15 protein-coding genes are annotated in these 17,797 nt (G+C 65.1%); 6 read left to right on the top strand and 9 right to left on the bottom strand.

The window, feature by feature from the left end:
• Nucleotides 1–202: 202 nt before the first annotated feature.
• Nucleotides 203–688: a hypothetical protein gene (locus tag ACLMAL_RS36890; RefSeq protein WP_412003297.1), complete on the bottom strand. Its 486-nt coding sequence runs from the start codon at nt 686–688 to the stop codon at nt 203–205.
• A 363-nt stretch (nt 689–1,051) separates the two neighbouring features.
• Complete coding sequence (locus ACLMAL_RS36885; RefSeq protein ID WP_406238484.1) at nt 1,052–2,005, bottom strand: hypothetical protein; 954 nt, start codon at nt 2,003–2,005, stop codon at nt 1,052–1,054.
• Nucleotides 2,006–2,596: 591 nt separating this feature from the next.
• Between ACLMAL_RS36885 and ACLMAL_RS36880 the strand changes: the two genes are divergently transcribed.
• On the top strand, nt 2,597–2,842 hold the full coding sequence (locus ACLMAL_RS36880; protein ID WP_406238483.1) for a hypothetical protein: 246 nt from the start codon (nt 2,597–2,599) through the stop codon (nt 2,840–2,842).
• Nucleotides 2,843–3,018: 176 nt separating this feature from the next.
• Here ACLMAL_RS36880 and ACLMAL_RS36875 read toward each other — a convergent pair whose 3' ends face one another.
• The 3 genes from ACLMAL_RS36875 to ACLMAL_RS36865 all read right to left on the bottom strand — a co-directional run bounded on the left by ACLMAL_RS36875 (nt 3,019) and on the right by ACLMAL_RS36865 (nt 6,733).
• Nucleotides 3,019–4,176 carry a hypothetical protein gene (locus ACLMAL_RS36875; RefSeq protein WP_412003296.1) on the bottom strand — a complete coding sequence of 386 codons (1,158 nt, stop codon included), beginning with the start codon at nt 4,174–4,176 and terminating at the stop codon, nt 3,019–3,021.
• Nucleotides 4,177–5,294: 1,118 nt separating this feature from the next.
• Nucleotides 5,295–5,621 carry a helix-turn-helix domain-containing protein gene (locus tag ACLMAL_RS36870; RefSeq protein WP_406238479.1) on the bottom strand — a complete coding sequence of 109 codons (327 nt, stop codon included), beginning with the start codon at nt 5,619–5,621 and terminating at the stop codon, nt 5,295–5,297.
• Complete coding sequence (locus tag ACLMAL_RS36865; RefSeq protein WP_412003295.1) at nt 5,618–6,733, bottom strand: tyrosine-type recombinase/integrase; 1,116 nt, start codon at nt 6,731–6,733, stop codon at nt 5,618–5,620. The genes ACLMAL_RS36870 and ACLMAL_RS36865 overlap by 4 nt, the downstream gene beginning before the upstream one ends.
• Nucleotides 6,734–7,450: 717 nt before the next feature.
• Between ACLMAL_RS36865 and ACLMAL_RS36860 the strand changes: the two genes are divergently transcribed.
• The 3 genes from ACLMAL_RS36860 to ACLMAL_RS36850 are packed head-to-tail and all read left to right on the top strand — an operon-like array spanning nt 7,451 to nt 11,224.
• Entirely contained in the window at nt 7,451–8,635 is a 1,185-nt protein-coding gene (locus tag ACLMAL_RS36860; protein WP_412003294.1) for a tyrosine-type recombinase/integrase, read from the top strand.
• Complete coding sequence (locus ACLMAL_RS36855) at nt 8,625–10,775, top strand: tyrosine-type recombinase/integrase (RefSeq protein ID WP_412003293.1); 2,151 nt, start codon at nt 8,625–8,627, stop codon at nt 10,773–10,775. The genes ACLMAL_RS36860 and ACLMAL_RS36855 overlap by 11 nt, the downstream gene beginning before the upstream one ends.
• Nucleotides 10,772–11,224, top strand: a complete 453-nt coding sequence (locus tag ACLMAL_RS36850; protein WP_406238468.1) for a DUF6262 family protein — start codon at nt 10,772–10,774, stop codon at nt 11,222–11,224. Before ACLMAL_RS36855 ends, ACLMAL_RS36850 begins: the two co-directional genes overlap by 4 nt.
• A gap of 90 nt (nt 11,225–11,314) precedes the next feature.
• On the opposite strand, the gene ACLMAL_RS36845 is transcribed toward ACLMAL_RS36850, so the two are convergent.
• From ACLMAL_RS36845 to ACLMAL_RS36830, 4 genes are all read right to left on the bottom strand, one after another.
• On the bottom strand, nt 11,315–13,432 hold the full coding sequence (locus tag ACLMAL_RS36845; protein ID WP_412003292.1) for a DUF6493 family protein: 2,118 nt from the start codon (nt 13,430–13,432) through the stop codon (nt 11,315–11,317).
• Nucleotides 13,433–14,085: 653 nt separating this feature from the next.
• Nucleotides 14,086–15,444, bottom strand: a complete 1,359-nt coding sequence (locus ACLMAL_RS36840) for an SWIM zinc finger family protein (RefSeq protein WP_412003291.1) — start codon at nt 15,442–15,444, stop codon at nt 14,086–14,088.
• Between the two features lie 108 nt (nt 15,445–15,552).
• Nucleotides 15,553–15,936, bottom strand: coding sequence for a DUF6283 family protein (locus ACLMAL_RS36835; RefSeq protein WP_412003290.1), 384 nt, complete (start codon nt 15,934–15,936; stop codon nt 15,553–15,555).
• Nucleotides 15,908–16,018, bottom strand: a complete 111-nt coding sequence (locus ACLMAL_RS36830) for a hypothetical protein (RefSeq protein WP_412003289.1) — start codon at nt 16,016–16,018, stop codon at nt 15,908–15,910. Before ACLMAL_RS36830 ends, ACLMAL_RS36835 begins: the two co-directional genes overlap by 29 nt.
• A 263-nt stretch (nt 16,019–16,281) precedes the next feature.
• Between ACLMAL_RS36830 and ACLMAL_RS36825 the strand changes: the two genes are divergently transcribed.
• Nucleotides 16,282–16,809: a bifunctional DNA primase/polymerase gene (locus ACLMAL_RS36825; protein WP_412003288.1), complete on the top strand. Its 528-nt coding sequence runs from the start codon at nt 16,282–16,284 to the stop codon at nt 16,807–16,809.
• A 95-nt stretch (nt 16,810–16,904) separates the two neighbouring features.
• Complete coding sequence (locus ACLMAL_RS36820) at nt 16,905–17,645, top strand: hypothetical protein (RefSeq protein ID WP_412003287.1); 741 nt, start codon at nt 16,905–16,907, stop codon at nt 17,643–17,645.
• Nucleotides 17,646–17,797: the final 152 nt, after the last annotated feature.

Raw genomic sequence — 17,797 nt, 5'->3', positions numbered from 1 at the left:
CTGAGATGATCTCTGTCCGTTGATCTTCCGCACACCTTCGCTAGCTTCGGACCGCACGGGTCGCGGCATTTCAGTGCGTCCGACGGAACGTTCCGACGGAGCCGTCGAGCAGCACATGAATGCGGCAACGTGCGAGTGGGCCCTCCACCGTGTGCCACTCGCCAGCCAAATGGGGATGGGCTGACATCGGCTTTCGGGATGTTCACGACCCCCAGGAGATCCGCCAAAGTGCGTCAGCTTCCTCATAGATCCCTTCGAAGAAGATGTGGTGCACATCGACGCCTCCGAACCACTCCGACTGATGGCGAGTGCTCCTCTCCGTCGCGGTGACGGCGGCGGCAAGGTCACTCACCGTGAACCACTGACCGTTTGGCGCTCGGTGCTCAACGGAATCACCGAACCCACGCAGGTTGAACACCGGCATTTCCAGGACAACCAGATCGAACTCCTCGACGGTCAGATCGCGAAAGTTGCCCTCTTCGAACACATTCAGCGCAAACGAAACCCCAGTGATCGCCGCGGTCGCTGTCGCCCGCTGGCTGGACAGGTTCGCCGCGACATTCTCGGTAGGTTCCGTCAGCTCGATCGATAACGTCCCGGACAAACCATTGAAGAACCTCAGTGACATATGCGAATGGTGACATCGAGCACCGACACCAAGCGCATGCATGCTGGCCACCGGCCGCACGCTCGTCGGCATTTCAGGATGTCCTGCGCGACAGACGATCTCGTGACCGGCTCGACCGATAAGCAGCCGTTATCGGCGGTCAGCCCCTCCCCCCTCTCCTCCGAACTACAGTCGGCTGGCGGTGATGTGCTGTTTTGGACTCGCGTCCGCTGGAGTTGATCAGGGAGAAGGACCAGGTTGCGTTCGATGCGACCGGCCGGGCGTGTGCTGCGGTGGGTTGGCGGTGTGCGGTGTGCGATCGGCTCGATGGGCCTCTGGTTGCGAATCAGCCGGTGGCTGGCGGGCTATCAGCATCCGTGGTGCATGAACACCGAGGTTGCCAAGCGGCTGGTGGAGGTGTTTGCGACGCCGAGGCGCAACGGTTCACCCGCGGTGATTCATAGCCTTTCGGTGCGCAGCGGCGACGGCCTCGGACGCGCCCCCGTTCTGGTAGTACCAGGGGTACTGGAACATGTGGTGACTGGTGCGATCGAAGACCGCGGCGAGCTCCGACCATCGACCGGCGTGGGCGAGCGCGTATCCCAACACGCTCATGTCGTGGAGCATCAGGGCGTGCATCGGCGGCTGCGACCCCATCAGGACGGCCATCGCCCGGTCGATGTCCGCTTGTGCGCGCGGCGTCGTCCAGAGTGGGTGGGGCGGATTGACGGCCACCCGATGATCCCCGTGTTCACGCAGCATGTATTCGCAGTGTGCTTGGAGCGGCACGACCACCAACGGAGAACCCTTCGGTGCTTCCGATGCGGCGGTCTCAGCGAACTCGTACATCTGCTCGTGCGAGCCGTACCATTTCTCGGACGAGAACTGCAGGGCGGCAATATATCCGGCCCTGTTGTAGGGATCGCGTGCGCAGGTTTCCTTCCAATACGACCGGAACGAGTCCGGGGATTCCTGCCCACCGATCACCAACCACAGCCTCGCGACCCATGGAGTCGGATCATCCGGGTTCAACTCGATCGCCCGCACACACCACTGCTGCGCACGGCGCAAGATCGTTGCGAAGTTGGCCATTGCCTCGTCCGAGGTCTGACTCGCGTAGGCGCTCCCCCGAGCGTTCCAGGCGCACAATACTTCCGCTTTCGCCCGCAGCACATGCGCATCGGGATCGTCCGGTCGTTCGGCACACCATCCGGCCAACCACGTCATATCCGGTGCCGCCGACTCCGCCAGTGCCTCCACGCGGTAGGAACGCCGATCCCAGTCACGCCCGGTCGCCGCGAGCAGCTTCGCCGCGGGCATCCAGCTCCCGGTCGTCTTGATCTCGTCGAGCGCCGTCTTCAACGCCGAATCGTCTGCGGCCCATTCGGTAACTACCACCGGCGTGGGCCTGTGTCCGAAGCGGCGGAGGAACCCCATCTCAAACTTCCAATCTCACATCCAGCCCGAACGGCATGTTCGCGGCGCGCTCATGATCAACACTAGCGGGCCGGTGCGATACATACCGAGCGGTCCACTGGTGGACGGGAGGGTGGCAGACACCGGGCCGTCAGCGTCAACGTCGAGAGGGCTACCAGTGGTGATACGAGGTGACCCGTGGGCTGGCCGGTGTAGACGGGACCGGCGGTGTCGTCGGCTTGTCGCCGATGTAGTGGAGGCCTGGCGGTTCTGGAGGGCGCTGGCCTGGGGCCGGCAGAAGCCCTAGCTCAATTCGACGATCTGCTCGTTTCTGGCCCTGCCAGGCCAGGGCCACCGGTGCGGCGCAGTCCTCGCGCTGCGATCCGCACCGACCGCCCCGGCACACTTCTAGGAGCTAGCGCCGACATCTACCCTTGTGTTTGACCTTCGTATGGTTGGCTTCGGCGACACACGGGTTGCGGATGCTCTGCGCCGCAGAACATCTCGCCACGCTGCCTGCGCGGGAAGCGGCATGTGAGTGTGTTGTCGACCACCGCAAGGCAAGATAGTCGGGTGGGGTACAAACCCGCCTCGAAGATCGACGCCCTGCTCTACCAACTGTGCGTCGGGATGGGGCACTGCCTGTCGTCCGAGGACTATGCCCGGCTGCTCGATGACCCGCCGCAGGACGCCGAGGACTTCGCCGACGCCGTGCTCCGGGCCGAAGGCATCGACCCCGAGTGGCGGGACAAGCGCACCCACGCCCGGTTCGTCGCCTTCATCCGCGACTGGCTCGAACGCCCCTGGCCTGCGCCCTGACCAGGCGGACGGAGGACATCAGCGGCTGGACACGGCCCATCCGCTCTTCGGCAATACAGTGCGTTGTGAGCGCGCGTGGTGGCTCAACGGCCTGCACGGCGAAGAATCATCGCTGAGCTCGCACCGACTAAGCGGCGCCCCTCTGACCTATGTGCGATCGGGAATGTCAGTGTGGATCACCGTCCCGCAGACAGGTAGGCTGCCCAGCTGGCTTGGACGTATTGAGCCCATTTGTGGGCCGTCTGCGGAGCGACACCATAGAGGTCGCTGACCACGACGGCGTCGAGCTCGAGGACGTTGGTGATCATGGCTGTGTTTCGGGCGGTGAGTGTGGCGAGTCCGTGCTGACTGAGGCCCCGGAGCACGGAGTGGACGTTCCGATGACGGCTGGCCGGGCGGCCTGGGAATAGATAGCGGGGGCCGTCGAGGTTCTGGTTTCGCAGCATGCTGGAGGGCCCGCCCTTGTCGATTTGGGCTTCAATGAGTTGGGCCAAAGAGGGCGGGAGCACGACCGGGTTTTGATCAATCACCAGGTAGGCGTAGGTCTCATCCCGGCAGAAGCGATCGGCGGTGAGTTCGACGATGCGAACCGCCGGTATCGCGTAGAGCCTGATCAGGGCTCCAATGATCCGGATCTCGAGCGGCAGCGAATCATCGATCAGGCAACGCCGCAGCTGTGCGGTGTGCTCGTCGTGGTCTTGAAATCGTTGCGGCAGACCATCTTTCGGTCGCGTGATCTCGATGTCGGTGATGATACGTCTGTCCAGCATCCAGGACACGAAGGTCAATAGGGCGGCGATGTTGGAGGGCCGGGTGTCGAGGTAGGTGTCGATGTGGTGCTGGGTGAGCTCGGCAGCCGATGTGCCGGCCGAGTCGAGCCAGGCTAGGAAGTTGATCGCGGCCTGGATCCGGGACCGATTCGATCGGTCCGCGGTGGGCCGGAACGGCCCGCGCGCCGCACGCTGGCGGGCGCGCCGGACGATGTACCACTCGGCGTAGGCGCGGATCAGGGTTTGGTGTGGTGCCGGGAGGGCCGCGACGGTGCGATCGACCCACAGCTGCAGCTGTGCCAGGGATTCGTTGCGCCGCGGCAGGAGTCCAACAGCGACAAGCAGTTCGCGCAAATAGTGCGTGCGCCCGTTCTGTGGCAGTTTGTCGAGTTCTTCATGGGTGAGCTCGGCTCCGGAGGTGGCGAGGTCGGCCAGGATGCCGGCCGAGGTTCGGTCGGCGACCCAGTGGCCGACGCTGTCGGGATGGGCTGTGGCAAGCGCTGCGATCAATGGCTGCACTCGCGCCAACGCAGACGCATCCGCGCCACCCAGGAGTTCGGTCACTTTTTCGGTGGTGAGGCAGCGATAGCATTGGCCATCTCGGAAACCGGGGCCTTCCTCGCCGCAGGTCCGGCAGGCGAAGTTCAGGTCCGCCCCGGCGCAGGTCGTGCACACGGATTCACCAGAGTCGTTGATGCAGGCCAGGATCCGTGTGTGTGAGCATTCGGCGCAGGGTTGGGGATGGTTGCGGCGGGCACGGTAGCAACTGCCGCACACCGGCCCCAAAGGCCAGTTGGCAGTAATCGGTTTGAGCGCACCGCAGATCGCGCACAGTCGCGCAGCCTTGGGCACGCAGTTGTTGCAGTAGAACGGGCCGGCGCGGTAATGGCTGCCGTGGCGGCGTTGACCGCAGCTGACACAGTCCCCGATGTTCGCGCATCGATAGCAGGTATCGGGTGCACCCTTGCCGTCGCCGCGGCGTTGGATCGGGCGGGGCTGTCCGCAGACCCCGCAACGGCGCGGCGGGCTGGTGTAGCAGCGTTTACAGACTGGACCTTTGGGCGTGTTCGCGGAGACAATCCCGACCTGGCCGCATTCGACGCACGGCTTTTCCGACTTGGGCGCACACCGTCTACACAGTGCACCGCCAGCCTCTGTTCGGCCGACGGGAGCGCTGTTTTCGTCGCAGCGGCTGCATGCGGTCTGCCGAGCGGGATCGCGGAGATAGCAGCGGCGGCAGATCGGGCCATCAGGTCGGTGGGTGACGATTCTCGCGGTCTCGCCGCAGCAGGCGCAGGGCCGTCGTTCGATCCGTTCGAGGCATCGTTCGCAGCACCGTCCCTCCGGAGTGCGGCGTTTGAGCAACTTGTCGCAGCGTCCGCATCGAGCACAGCCCAGCAGCACTACATAGTCGCCAAAACCGTTGGAAGCCAGCAGCCTCAGCAGCTGCGCCAACGACAGCGGGCAGTACGGTGAGGGCGCGGTGAACGCGTCCGGATGGTCGCCCAGGTGGCGGCCGAGTTCACGGGCATTCGGCGGTGCCCAGGCGTGAGCCTGCGCCAGAAAGTCCCTGGCCTGCTCGTCGCTCAGCGCGGCTCCGCATACTTCCTGCACCGCACAGATCAGGCGTTGCCGTATGTCGGCGAGTTCATCGACGCGGCGCTGACGAGCTGTTTGGCGGCTCATCGTGGCTCGGGTCGTCGAATGACGGTGCGGCGCGGCGCTATCGGCGTCGATGTCGTGTGCTCGCCCGCGGTTTTGGCGATCTGGTGGTTGACGATCTGGGGTTCGATCAGGTCGTTGGGTGTGCAGCCGAGGATGTCGCAGAGCGCGACCAAGACGTCCATGCTCAGCCGCTGGGGTGGCTGGGTGACCAGCCGATAGACCTGCTCGCGCGAGAGCGTGATGCCGCGTTCGGCCAGCAGCGGCACCAAGTTCGAGGTTTGGAACATCTGCTGATCGGCCATCAGATCACGCAGCCGCCAGTGGTAGCCCATCTTCTTGATCACGGTGTCAGCTCCCAGTGGTCACCGAGCCGGCTCTTGAGCGAAGCCAGCAGCAATTGGTTGCGGAACTCGTTGGACACACCGGTATAGATCGCTGTCGTTGCGGCGTGGGCGTGGCCGACTTGTTCCTGGACAAACCGTGGTGGATAACCGAATTCGGTCCAGTGTGTGACCGCGCTGTGGCGCAAGCAATGGACGTCGAGCTTCTCGTCGAGGTCGGCGTCGCGGCGGATGGCGACGAAGGCCTCGTTGATCGAGCGCGGTGAAATTCTGCCCCTGCGCTCGGTGACCCAGAGCGCCGGATGCTTGCCCGGTGAGAACCGTGGTCGTAGGTCGGTGAGCCATTCGTCCAAAACATCGACGGCCCAGTCCATCTCGGGCACCAGCAACACCGAACGGCGTTTCGGTGGTGCTCCTTTCGAGGACTTGCCGTAGCGCACCATCACACTGCCCATCCGCCCGAACTGCGGCATCTTCGGGTTGCGACGCAGGTCGGCCAGATCCAGTTTCGAGGTCTCGGTGCGACGCAAACCGTAGGCGTAGACCGATTTCAGCACCGCCGCATCCCGTGCCGCACCCAGCGCGCCTTTCACTCCCCGCTCGATGATCCGGCCCGGTCGTGCTTCGGCGGCCTCGAAGAATGCTTGGATCTCGTCGTAGGTGAACGGGCGCCGCCGCGGATCTCCCTCGTAGTCGCCCTTGTGCAGGATCGCGTTGCCGTCGTGGAAGATCCGTTGCGGCGTTTCACCGAACCGCTCCGCGCAGACCTGAGCCCATCCGTAGCGCGGGTCGAGCACAAATTCCACGAACATGCTGATCGCGACCTCGTAGCCGCGCGCGGTGGACAGCTCCCTGGGCTTCTCCCCGCCACGGAGGTGGTCAATGAACGCTTCGCCCTCGGCCGGCGTCCACTGCCACGGGTACAAGCCGGTGAACTGAACAAGGCGTCGGATTAGCTGTAGTCGGCGCGCCACCGTTCCGCTCTTGAGGAACCGCGCCGATTGCTGTCGGCGCCAGCCTTCCAGCAAAGCTTCCAAAACCGCTGGCGCAGGGTCCAAGTGGACAACGTTGTCCGCGAGAACCAGGTGCGCAGATCCAGGCGACTGCAGGGTCACAAGAGTGTTGTAACTGACGCAACAATGATGTCCGCGTGTCGAGGCACATTTGGGAGAGTCCGGACATCGTCACGAGCCTTCACTCGCCGCGGTTGCGACCAGCGAATATGGCGGCACTAGCTCATGACGGATTGTTGCATCTGAAGCAATTCCGCCTAGTTTCCCAAGAAGTACCGGACCCCAGCACAGCGTCTTGCACGCCATCGGCGAGGCCATCCTCGTTCATCGCAAGATAGGCCAGGATCTGACTCGCGGCCTCCACAAGCCGCGGGCGCAACACTGTGTGGGAATCCATATCCGACAGGCTAATTGCCATACTTCACCGATCGGTCGGCTGGCCTGGTCCAGTGTTCCATCCAACTTGTGGCCAACCCCTACCACCACCGAATGCGACTTCCGCAATGTCAGGACCGACACCACCGTGGAAAGCTCGGAATTCGGCATTAGCGCGCGTTCGTCGGACGCTTCCGCCGCTGACGCGACTTTCACCGGCCGGGCGACCCCTCAACATCCGCTTGGTGGCGTACAAGCCAGCTGGTGGTCGACGCCAGAACGCATCAGCATGGCTATGTGGGGAATAGCGCACTCCCCGAATACATCACCTTCGCCAGTGGATCTGCATTCGGGATGGGTGAATCCGCCGTCAAGCTCGCCGGTCAGGGATTACCGTGTGCTCCGACCTGGCTCTACCCCATGGCTTTTCGAGGCGGGAATTGGATGGCGTATGCCCTGGCGGTGCGGCCCTCGTCCGGGCGGCGCACATGGACAGTGATCGATTGTTCACACCGCACAGTCGCGCCGATCGAGGGCTGGCTCGAGGCGCACCGCACGGTGTGGTCGCCCAACACGGTGCGCGGATATGCCACCGCGCTGGCGCACTGGTGGAGCTTCCTCGAGCTACGCGGTGAGGCCGACCGATGGGACGACGCCGAGGTCTCGACCGTGCTCGGATTCGTGTCGTGGCTTCGTAACGGCCGCACCGTCGAACATAGCCTCGTCACCGCCGACACCGAGCCCTCGCCACACACACTCGAGGCCAGGCTGGCAGCGTTGATCTCGTTCTACCGGTGGCAGGAAGCCGTCACCGCGGTGCCGGTGGCCGGTCGGCTGCTGCGTGGTGCACCACGGCGCAAGCCCGCGCGAGGACTGCTGGCGCACCTGTCGGCGCGGGTCGCTCCGCAACCCTCATCGCTGGTGCGGGTACGTCGGACTCGACAGGATCGTCCGCCGCTGTTGCTGCCGAACGATATTCAAGCGGTCCTCGACGGCTGCGCGGTGCCGGATCCGGATACCGCCGAGTGGGTGGGCAATCTGCGCGACCGGTTTCTGTTCGCCGTGCTCGCTGAAACTGGTTGCCGGCTCGGGGAAGTCCTGGGGTTACGGATCGCGGACTTTGTGATGGGCCGTGGTGGCACCGCCTACATCGAGATCGTGCCGCGTGAGGACAACGACAACGGCGCGCGGGTGAAAATGATGCGGCCGCGGCGGATCTATGTCGGTGCCGACCTGGAGCGGTTGTTCGCCGAGTACATCACTCATATGGTTTGCCGGGCAACGGAATCGGGGGTGATGGTGACCGCGGAGTCGGCGCTGTTGGTCAACCTCGATCGCGCGCCGCTGTTGGCGGCTCTGTCCGAGGGCACCGTCCGGACCAAGGTAACGGCCCTGCGCCGCAAGGGGATCGGTCCGCCCGGCTGGACGCCGCACTGGTTCCGGCATAGCCACGCCACCGCGCTGCTGTTGGCGGGCACACCCGACTGGGTGGTATCGCGACGCCTGGGCCACGCTCACGTGCAAACCACTCTCGATCTCTATGGCTGGGTCTGTGAAGACGCGGCCTTACGCGCGGCCGCGGACTGGCGAGCGTTCACCGCGGGATGGGATCTGCGCCTTGGCCGATAACGTCATCGAACTCCACCCCACCAGCCGGGGTGATCTGCTCGCCCGTCTCCGCGACGAGCTGCCCTTGGCCTGGCGCGGCCCACGCATCGGACCCGACATCCCCGGCTGGACCGAGCCGCCGGGACGCCATATCCACGACCTGATTCTCACCGGGCTACCCGAACCGCTGGCAACCGAGCTGGCATGGATGGCCCACTGGCAGCAGATGATCGACGGCACCCCGGTGTCGGTGCAACCGCTCAATCAGTTCGCCATCGCATACCGGCGAGCCTCCGACGCCGACTACGAGCTTGCGACCTCGATCCAGCAGATCGACTGGGAGACCGGGCAATCGCTGCTGAGCTGGTACTACGCCACCCGATGGAAGCGCTTCCCACCCGCCAATACCCGCTTCCGGCTGCGCGCGGTGTTCCAGGTTCCCCGTTTAGCGTTGATCGCGCACTGCCATCAAGGACGCTGGTGGGAGCTCGATGAGTGGCATCCCCGCTGCGACCCCCGCATCCCGATCGGCCCGCGGGAGCCCCACGGCGGCCGGATCATTCCGGCCCACATCACCCAGCCATGGCTTCGCGCGGCAGTGAAATGGCACCTCGGCACCCAACTCGAAGCCGGAACGCTGCGCTGGTCGACCATCGGTCAAGCCCGCCAGCTCACCCGGTTCGACCGATGGATCACCGTCGCGTTCGACGATCCTTGCGAGGTCCTGTCCGACCCGCTAGGCGCGCCCGCACAGGCAGCCGAGTTCCGCCGCTGGGCCGCCGACCCGGTCAACCGAGCCATGCGCCCTTCCGAACAGCATCACCGCGCGCATCGGGTGCATCCTCGACAGGTCAACGACGATCTGCGCGCGGTGGCCGAACTGTTCGCGTTCGTCGCCGCCAACCCTCGCGAAGCACGCACGATGCTCGGGGAGTCGCCATGGTCGGCGGTCACGGAACTGCACGCCGACGCCTGGCGCCGCCAGGTGACACCGATCCGGCACCCGCCGCCGCTCAACGCCGATCACTACGTCGACGACCACGCTCTGGCCCAGATCACTGCGGCACTGCCGCTGCTTGCGCTTCCTCGTGGCCAGCACATGCCGATCCCCCGGGGCGACGGCACCACCATCACCGCCGAGGGATTCGGCGACCCGCAGGTGATGCGGATGATCCTCCTGCAGATTCTCACCGGACGCCGAGCCAGCGAGGTCCGCCTCTGCGAATATGACTGTCTCACACCAGTTCCCGCGTCGACCGAGAACAGCGAGGGCAAGTCGCTGACCCGGTTCCGCTACGCACAGAGCAAGATCGACATCGCCCCCGACACCATCCTCGTCGACGACGAGGTCGTCGAGATCATCGAGGACCAGCGGCGCTGGGTCCGCGACCGCTTCCCGACCACCACCACGCCTTACCTGTTCACCGCCCGCAAAAGCAACCTCACCGCGACCAAACCCTATGCCGCGGGCAGCTACACCCGGCTGCTGAACAAGTTCAGCGACCTCGTCGCGATCCGCGACAGCAAGGGCCGACCCGTCACGCTCGGTCACACCCACCGCTTCCGCCACACCAAGCTGACCCGTCTGGCCGAGCTCGGATTACCGATCAAAGTCCTGCAACGCTACGCCGGGCACGCCACCCCCAGCATGTCGATGCACTACGTCGCCCAACGCGAAGAACACGCCGAACAAGCCTTCATCGCCATCGCCAAGTTCAAGGCCGACGGCACCAGGGTCCGCTTCTCCCGCGACGACCACGACGCCCTGCACCTGTTCGACCGCGCCGACCGCATCCTGCCCCACGGCTGGTGCATGCTCCCGCCGCTGCAATCCTGCGACAAGGGAAACGCCTGCTTGACCTGCTCGGTCTTCGCCACCGACGCCACCCACCGCGACGTGTTGCAACAGCAACTCGACGACACCACCGCCCTGATCGACCGCACAACAACCGAATTCGCCAACCGACACGGCCGACCCATGCCCGACGACAACGTCTGGCTGGCCCAGCGCCACGCCGAACAACAAGCCCTCACCCGGCTGCTCGACACCCTGCCCACCGACCCCGGCCACGCCATCCAAGGACACGGCTGCCCCACCGCAGTCACCGGGCCGGTCCCGCTGCTGCTGGACCCGACCTTTCCGCGGAGAACTCGACCTTGACCGACGACACCCGCGACCGACGCACAGCCACCCTCATCGCCGCCGCAAAAGCCAAGTCCGAGAAGAAAACCCGCGACGCCGAGCAAGCCATCCGGGCGATCGTCAAACGCGGCGACCCCGTCACATTCCAATCGGTCCAACGCGAAGCCGGCGTCTCCCATGCATTCCTCTACAACCACCCCGACCTCCGCACCCGCATCGAGCACCTGCGCGCCCAAAGCGAGCCCGCTCACTGCACCCCGGCTCCGCCGCCGGACTCCGAAAGCTCCCTCGTCCTCGCCCTCACCAGCCAGATCACCCAACTGAAGAAGCTGCACCGCCAACAAGTCGACGAACTGCGCGACGCTCTCGCAAAGGCCCACGGCGAGAACCTCGATCTCCGCCGAGAGCTGACCCGCCGCGGAGGCACCTGGCCGGGGTTTACGTATCCGGGAGAAAAGTCACGCTAATGCGCTTTCGTCGCACGACTCCCACGCGTCCCCGACCAGACGTGCGCGGTCACGGGGCCCTGGGCGCGGACACGAGCCGCCTCGGCTCGATCACTGGGCAGCCCCACTGAGAATCTGTCGGAGCCGCCTTGCCTCGGCGGCCACGCGAGCGGGCTTACGGAGCTCAGCAAGCCCGTCAAGCTCAGGGATCTCAAGGGGGCTCCCAGTCGCAGCGGCGCACTCCGAGCCGAGCACAAGCAGATCGGGCAGTCCCCTTGCACTTGGCTGGGCCGCCAGGGCCGGGAGCATTGAAGCCACTACACCGAGGATTTCACGCGGCAGTCCTGCCCGCGCCGCTTCGTTGAGCGAGGCAAGCAACCGGTTCGATTTGATCATCTGACCGATCCATAGATCTCCCAGTAGGACGCCGAGCTGCTCGGTGTCCAACAGAGTGCGCGTAGCAAGGGTGAAGATCGCGTCTACTGCGGCTACACGGTTCTCCGGCCGCCCGGCAGCCAGCCCGTAAGCCACAGCAAGGTGGACGACCGGTCCGGGTCGACCTGATGTCTCCGCCAGAAGGGGCAGAACTGGGTTGATGCTTCGGGATCGGTCGTTGGCTTGCTGGTAGAGCTCAGGGATCGCGTGCGCTGCCACGATTTCGGAGTGATATGGCAGGAGCGAGGGCCAATAGGCCGAAGGCTCACCCCGCCCTTGCCAGCCGCCCCCGTAGCCGGCGAACGCCCGCACGTGGAATGGATCCGGTGTGTTGGTGAGCACCGTGTAGAGCGGAGATTGTCCGGGCTCGGATGCAGCGCCGAAGCGGGGCACTAGTATCTCGAAATTTGGGGAGTTGTTGAATTGTTCGGCATCGATGTTCCGTACGACGAGGCCTTCGAAGACCGGAAGTTTGAGACGTCCAGCTCCGAGATCGGCGACAAAGGCCGTGTTCGGTTGACCAGCTATGACCGGATCTGTCTTGGCAATCTCGCGTGCGGCTTCGATGGGCAGTCGCAGTAGCGCCTGTTCCAGGTCCCACGGAAGCGGCACAGCAGCGGATTCGGCGTAGCTCTCGAGCCGCTGAACGAGCACGGCGAGGTCGATGCTTCCGTTGCTGCCTGTAGGCGTGGCGAGCAAGCACGGTATCCGTGCGCCGCCACTGACGAAATACTCGACGAGTTCGTGGGTCCGGTAGAGCGTGGCCCATTGAGGAGCCGGAAGAAACCCGTTGCGTCCGCGGTACAGCTCATCCATCACGAGGGCGCTTCGGCGGTCGTGTCCCAGCACCGCGTCGAAGAGGCAGCGCAACGCTCCGGGGACGGCACGCTGTTCCCAGCCTTCGAGTTGCTCGGCCGGATAGCGCAGCGTCAAGGGTTTGAGCGCCTCAGCCAGAGCTTGCGGATTGCGGTTGTACTCGACCACGACCGCCTCCATGATGCGTTCCGCGTCGAGCGGATCGACTGGACGATCTGCCAGCGCCGGGACGAAACGCTCGGCCAGTTCCCAGACTGACCCGATGGGCGGCGGCATGACTCGCGGCCGGTAGTCGGGCAGAGGCGGAATCTCAACGCCGGAGTGTGGCGAGGGCTCTTCGGCGCCGAGAGTGCGCCGCGCAGAATCACGCAATGCGGCGTCAAGGTTGCTTGCTGCTTCCAGCAGCTCGGCCAGGAGTGCCGCGTTGGCGGCCTTTGCATGCTTGACGACCAGACGGACCGCGCGTTCCTGGATGGCGCTCCCGGGGTGCGTGAACGCGGTAGCCGCAGCACGCAGGACCTGGCCGGCCGTCGCAGGGTCCCGGCGGGCGGCGGTGTCCAGCCAGGCCAGCTGTGCTGTGGCGAGATTCTTCTCCGGCCGGGCGAGGACCGCGACCGCGATGTCGAGCAGCGCCTCCCTGTCAAGACGGCCTGCATCGTCGAGGTAGCTCAGCGCTGATTGGGCGATCTTCGCGACCGTGCCGGCGCCGCCGGCGACGATACCGATGTACGTGTTCAGCCGGTGTGCGATCTCTTCTAACGTCGGCGCGAGTTCCTCATAGAGCATGACGAAGCCGCGCAGGTTTCCCGGCCGGTCACCGCGCAGCAGCTTGGCCAGACACAGGTCGAGCAGTTCACCCCGGTCCAGCACACCCTCATCGGTCAGCTTCGTCAGGGCTTTCGGCCATTCGTTGTCCGGACCGATTCCCGCTGCGTTTTTGTCGGCGAGCAAGGTACCGATGTCGGCGACCTCGAACATGCGTGGAACGAACTCGGCCACTCGCGGTTGCGCACGCAACCATTCGAGCAGCGTGGCGTGGTGCGCAATCGCCGGGCGCAATCCCTGCTGCACGAGCCACTCACGGACACCCGGATAGCCGTGCGGGTAACGCACGTTACCGCCATTACGGACCCATCCGACGATGTAACCGTCCGTCGCCGGCACCACCGCGCCGGACCAGAAGACCAGTCCGTCCAGCGTCTCCCACAGGTTTGGATCACCACGATCGGGAAGCCAGTTCGCCAACCGAACCGCCAAGTCCTGCTGCCAGGCGTTGTCCCGATGCTCCAGAAGCAGGAGGAGCAGCACCGATCTGTAGTTGGCATTCGTGGAGCCGCCGCACCAGGTCGCATCCATCAACCAGCTGCTGGTGAGCCAGTTCAGAGCCTCGGCCGGGCTTCCCGAACTCATGATTCCGGCAAGGCCGAGCGGAGCGAGCTGATCGTAGGCCGTCACGTACCTGGTCCTGTCACCCGAGCGCAATTCGCCGCGTAGTTCCGTGCGCAGGGCCTTGAGTTGCGGCCGGAGGTGCTTCAGTTCGGCGGGCGGAACGGAGGCCAGACGCTGAATCACTGGTTGCGGTATCCGCGCCGCGATCAACGCGTGAAGTTCTGACCACTCGATAGGGGCTGTCATATCGTCCGGTTCTCCTGAGGGTCAGTAGCAGGGTCGAGCGCCGCCGCGAGAATGTGCGTGCACGGTCCACGTCCGCCCGTGTACTCGGCCCACCATCGGCAGGTGCACGAAGCACGGTCTTCGTCGAAGCGGATCTGATAGCTGAACGAGCCGGCCCGCACAGTGCAAAGGTTCCCTGTGCGGTTCACAGCGCCCACGTCGACGAGCGAGCGGGCCGCGGCCAGGCGAGGGTTGTCCTTGGCCGCACGCAGCGCGTCATAGGGCAACTCTCGGTGGAAGAACGCCGCCTCGGCGACGTCGTAGCCGACCTGCCCAGCGGTGCCGAGCTGGGTCAGCGCCGCACGTACCCGCTCACGGGACAATCCTGAGGTCTCGGCCAGTGCATCCGGATCGATCCGGCCCTGGAAGTCGAGCAACGCTCCGACGGTCTCGGCGTCGTCGAGCACCGTGTCCTCGGCCAGTTCCGTGAGCACCGCGCCTTCCCCGGAGAACCCGCGCGCGACCTCGGGCGAGAGAGCCAAGGTCAGTCGCATCCCAGGCAGGTCCAGCTGCCAGGCCGAAGCGGCGGGCTGCGTTCCGATCGCACCACCCGGGCCGTACACGGTCAGTTGTCCGCCGAACCGCATCAGCGGAAGCAGTTCTTTGAGCCGATGCGTGCCGGAAAGGCCGACTGCACCCGACGCCGGCCGCGACGTGATCCGCAGCGACCGCCCCGACGGAAGTACCCACAACACCCCACGCTGTGATTTGGGGAGCGTACGCAGGAAGCGCGCCGCGTCCACAGCGGCAAGCCTGGCGCGTGGATCGAATCCCGAGCAGATCGCCTGGACCTCGGCGAAGCCGCGCATCCATCGATACGGGAGCGGCACCTTCCGCTCGACCACGGTCCCGTCGAAGGTTGTCACCGCCAGCGCCTCACTGCCCACCTCCAGGCGCAGCGGATCGGCACCGCGTACCCGCGCGAGCGCAAGCTGAAGCGGATGGTTCATGTCAACATTCGTCGTCCCACGAGCCAACTGCTCACCATCCAAAGCCTCGCTCAGGACATCGAGACGCGCATAGACGCCACAGCAGGCCGAGAACGCCTCAAACCGCAGCCGCTCCCCGTCGCAGGTGACCACAGGGTCCCGCATCCCCGTCGGCCGCGGTTGGTAATAGCGGGTGCCGGCCACATTCGCCAAGGCCAACAATGCCACTGCCGCAGGCTCGGCCTCGGCCAGGAACCCGGTGAAGAACCGCGGATGCGCCGACCCCCCGCAACTGTTGGTCCCCCCCGAGGTCTGCAGATCAAGCCCGCCTGTACTCGACAGCCCGGACGCTCGCGCGTACGCATACAGGTGTGAATTCGATGGCACGATTCGGACCCTAACGATGCCCTATGACAATCCACGCGGTGGCAGGTCCATTGTCATGAGGCCGGTTCGACGGCCGATGTGGTCCTCGACATCCGGGTCGCGGTCTCCTCATGGCCGAGGACGCGGTCGAGGGTGAGGGTCGTTGTCATGTGTTCGTAGTTGTGCCCGCGGCCAGGCGAACTGGCTCAAGGGCGGGTGGAGGACCAACGCCCGAGTGCCGCCGATCGGCTTCCATATCCATCGGCCGGATGGGTCGGCATCTGTTCCTGGACAGTTGATCTCGGCCTGCCCGTGATCGGCAGCCTCGCTACCAGAAGCGAACAGCGGAACCGGCGACCGATAGTCGACTGCGGCCTGGAAGGTCCCCGCGCCGATGCGACCTCGCAGCAAGGCCATGCTCAGCCCGAGCAGATCCGAGCCATGGCAACCGACCCACCCAGAGCAAAGCCGCCTGCGGTCGTTTTCAGCGTCGGTCTGATGGCACGGGAACAACCCCGGGCGGCTGCAATGCCATCTCAAGGTCGTAGCGACGCCGCTTCTCATACTCCTCGGCATCCCAAACCCCGCTGGACACATCGCGCCGATAAGGACACGAACCGCACGGCCTCGGCGCAGGCGGCCCAGCTCATCGGCACACTCAACCCCACCTTCGGCGGAATCAAGCTCGGGAGTCTCTGGCACAACCACCACAATGCACCTGCGCCAGCCCACACTCAACCCGCATCGGCCGATGACACACAGCTCGACCTGACGCCTCGTTTCTGCAATTGCATCAACGTTCTGACCAGTCAAGATGTCGACAAAACACTTTGTCTCCTGCGGGTAACGTCGGGGGGAATGCACCTCTACTACCGCGCACCGCGAAGACCACTGTTGCGCAGCACCATCGGACGGTTGGGCTGGCGCATCGACAGCCGCGGCAGCGGAGGATACGTCGTCGCCGCGCAGTCGGAACTACCCCACGGCATCTACCGCGTAGCCGACGAGCACGCACCGATCCCGCTGCCCCGCTTGCTGACACGGATGTTGGCTCCACCACCGTCACCACTGATCCCGCGCCGGTTCACCCCGATCAGTCATCCAGATGCCTACGCCGAGGCAGCGTTGTCGAATCAAAGTCATCGGGTCCGCGCCGCGCGGACCGGCACCCGGCACCGCGCGGTGCCGTTGGCCGCCAACAGCCTCGGCCGTCTCGTCGGTGCCGGGCTCCTCGATCACGACCACGCGCACGGGATCCTGCTCAGTGCCGCACAGATACATGTCGGGGTCGACGGGTTCACCCAGGCCGAAGCGGATCGCACCATCAACGACGGGCTGACCTATGCCGCGCACCCGACCGCGCCCGCCGGTGCTGGGCCGCGATAACGGGTGAGCTGTGACGTCGTTTGGCGGTGGATCTCGACGGCGGTCTGCCCAGGCTAGATGTCGCATCGGCGAATTGTGACGTCACGTTCGTTCTTGTGACCGCCGATGCGCACCGCTCGCATCAAGCTGGCCGATTCGGACAGCGCGCACAGCGGCAGGAGCGGACGGAATTGGCGTGCGCTGGCCGGGTCGTAGCTGTCAAACTCATGACCGTGCCGAACCGTTGGAACGAGATCAACTGGGACGATCCGCGCCCCGAGCTGCTCGAAGTCATTGCGTCGTGGGAGAGCATCGCTTGGGAACCCGTGCCCGTGAATGCCCCGGCACTGGAGCGGTACCTCGTTCAGGTGGCGGCGACCCACCTGAACGGTGGATACCTATTCGGGCGGTGGTGTGCGGTCGACTATTCGGACACGACGGCCTGGTTCCTCGCTCGGAACCGGTTGGAGGAGTACGAACTCCTTCGTATCTTCTTCGACAGTAAGGCGGTCCGAGCGGGGCTCAGCGAACTTCAGATCCCCAAGCCGCTCGGTCGGGACGTTGGCGGCTTTCAAGAGCATTGGGCTGGATCGCTGTGCCTGGACGGCTTGCTGGCTGGCGCGATCGTGAATGGCGGCGCACATGAGCGATACCGCGGGCCAGCGCGCGATGCGAAGGCGCTCGCTAGTGCTGCCGTTGAAGCGTTGACCCAGAACCGTTTTGAGGACTTTCGCATGGATGTAAGCCACGAGGCATGGGCTCCATGGTTCGAGGGCGTGGTATTTGATCAAACGTACGTCCTGACTGACACCGCCAATGCAGAGATCACTGTTCTCTGCATCACCGACACAAGCTGACAAACAGACTGACAACGCCCGCTCTTCGGCTACTTAGAGACTTGTGCCACGGCCGACGCCCGGCCAGGCTCGGTCGAGGTGTCCGGCGGGACGCTCTCTTTTCGGCTGTCCACCACGAATTTTGGTGTGACTCTCTTTTGGCGTGCGTCCCA

Source organism: Nocardia sp. CWNU-33 (assembly GCF_046764895.1).
Taxonomy (GTDB): domain Bacteria; phylum Actinomycetota; class Actinomycetes; order Mycobacteriales; family Mycobacteriaceae; genus Nocardia.
This window is presented reverse-complemented; position numbering and strand designations above follow the sequence as displayed.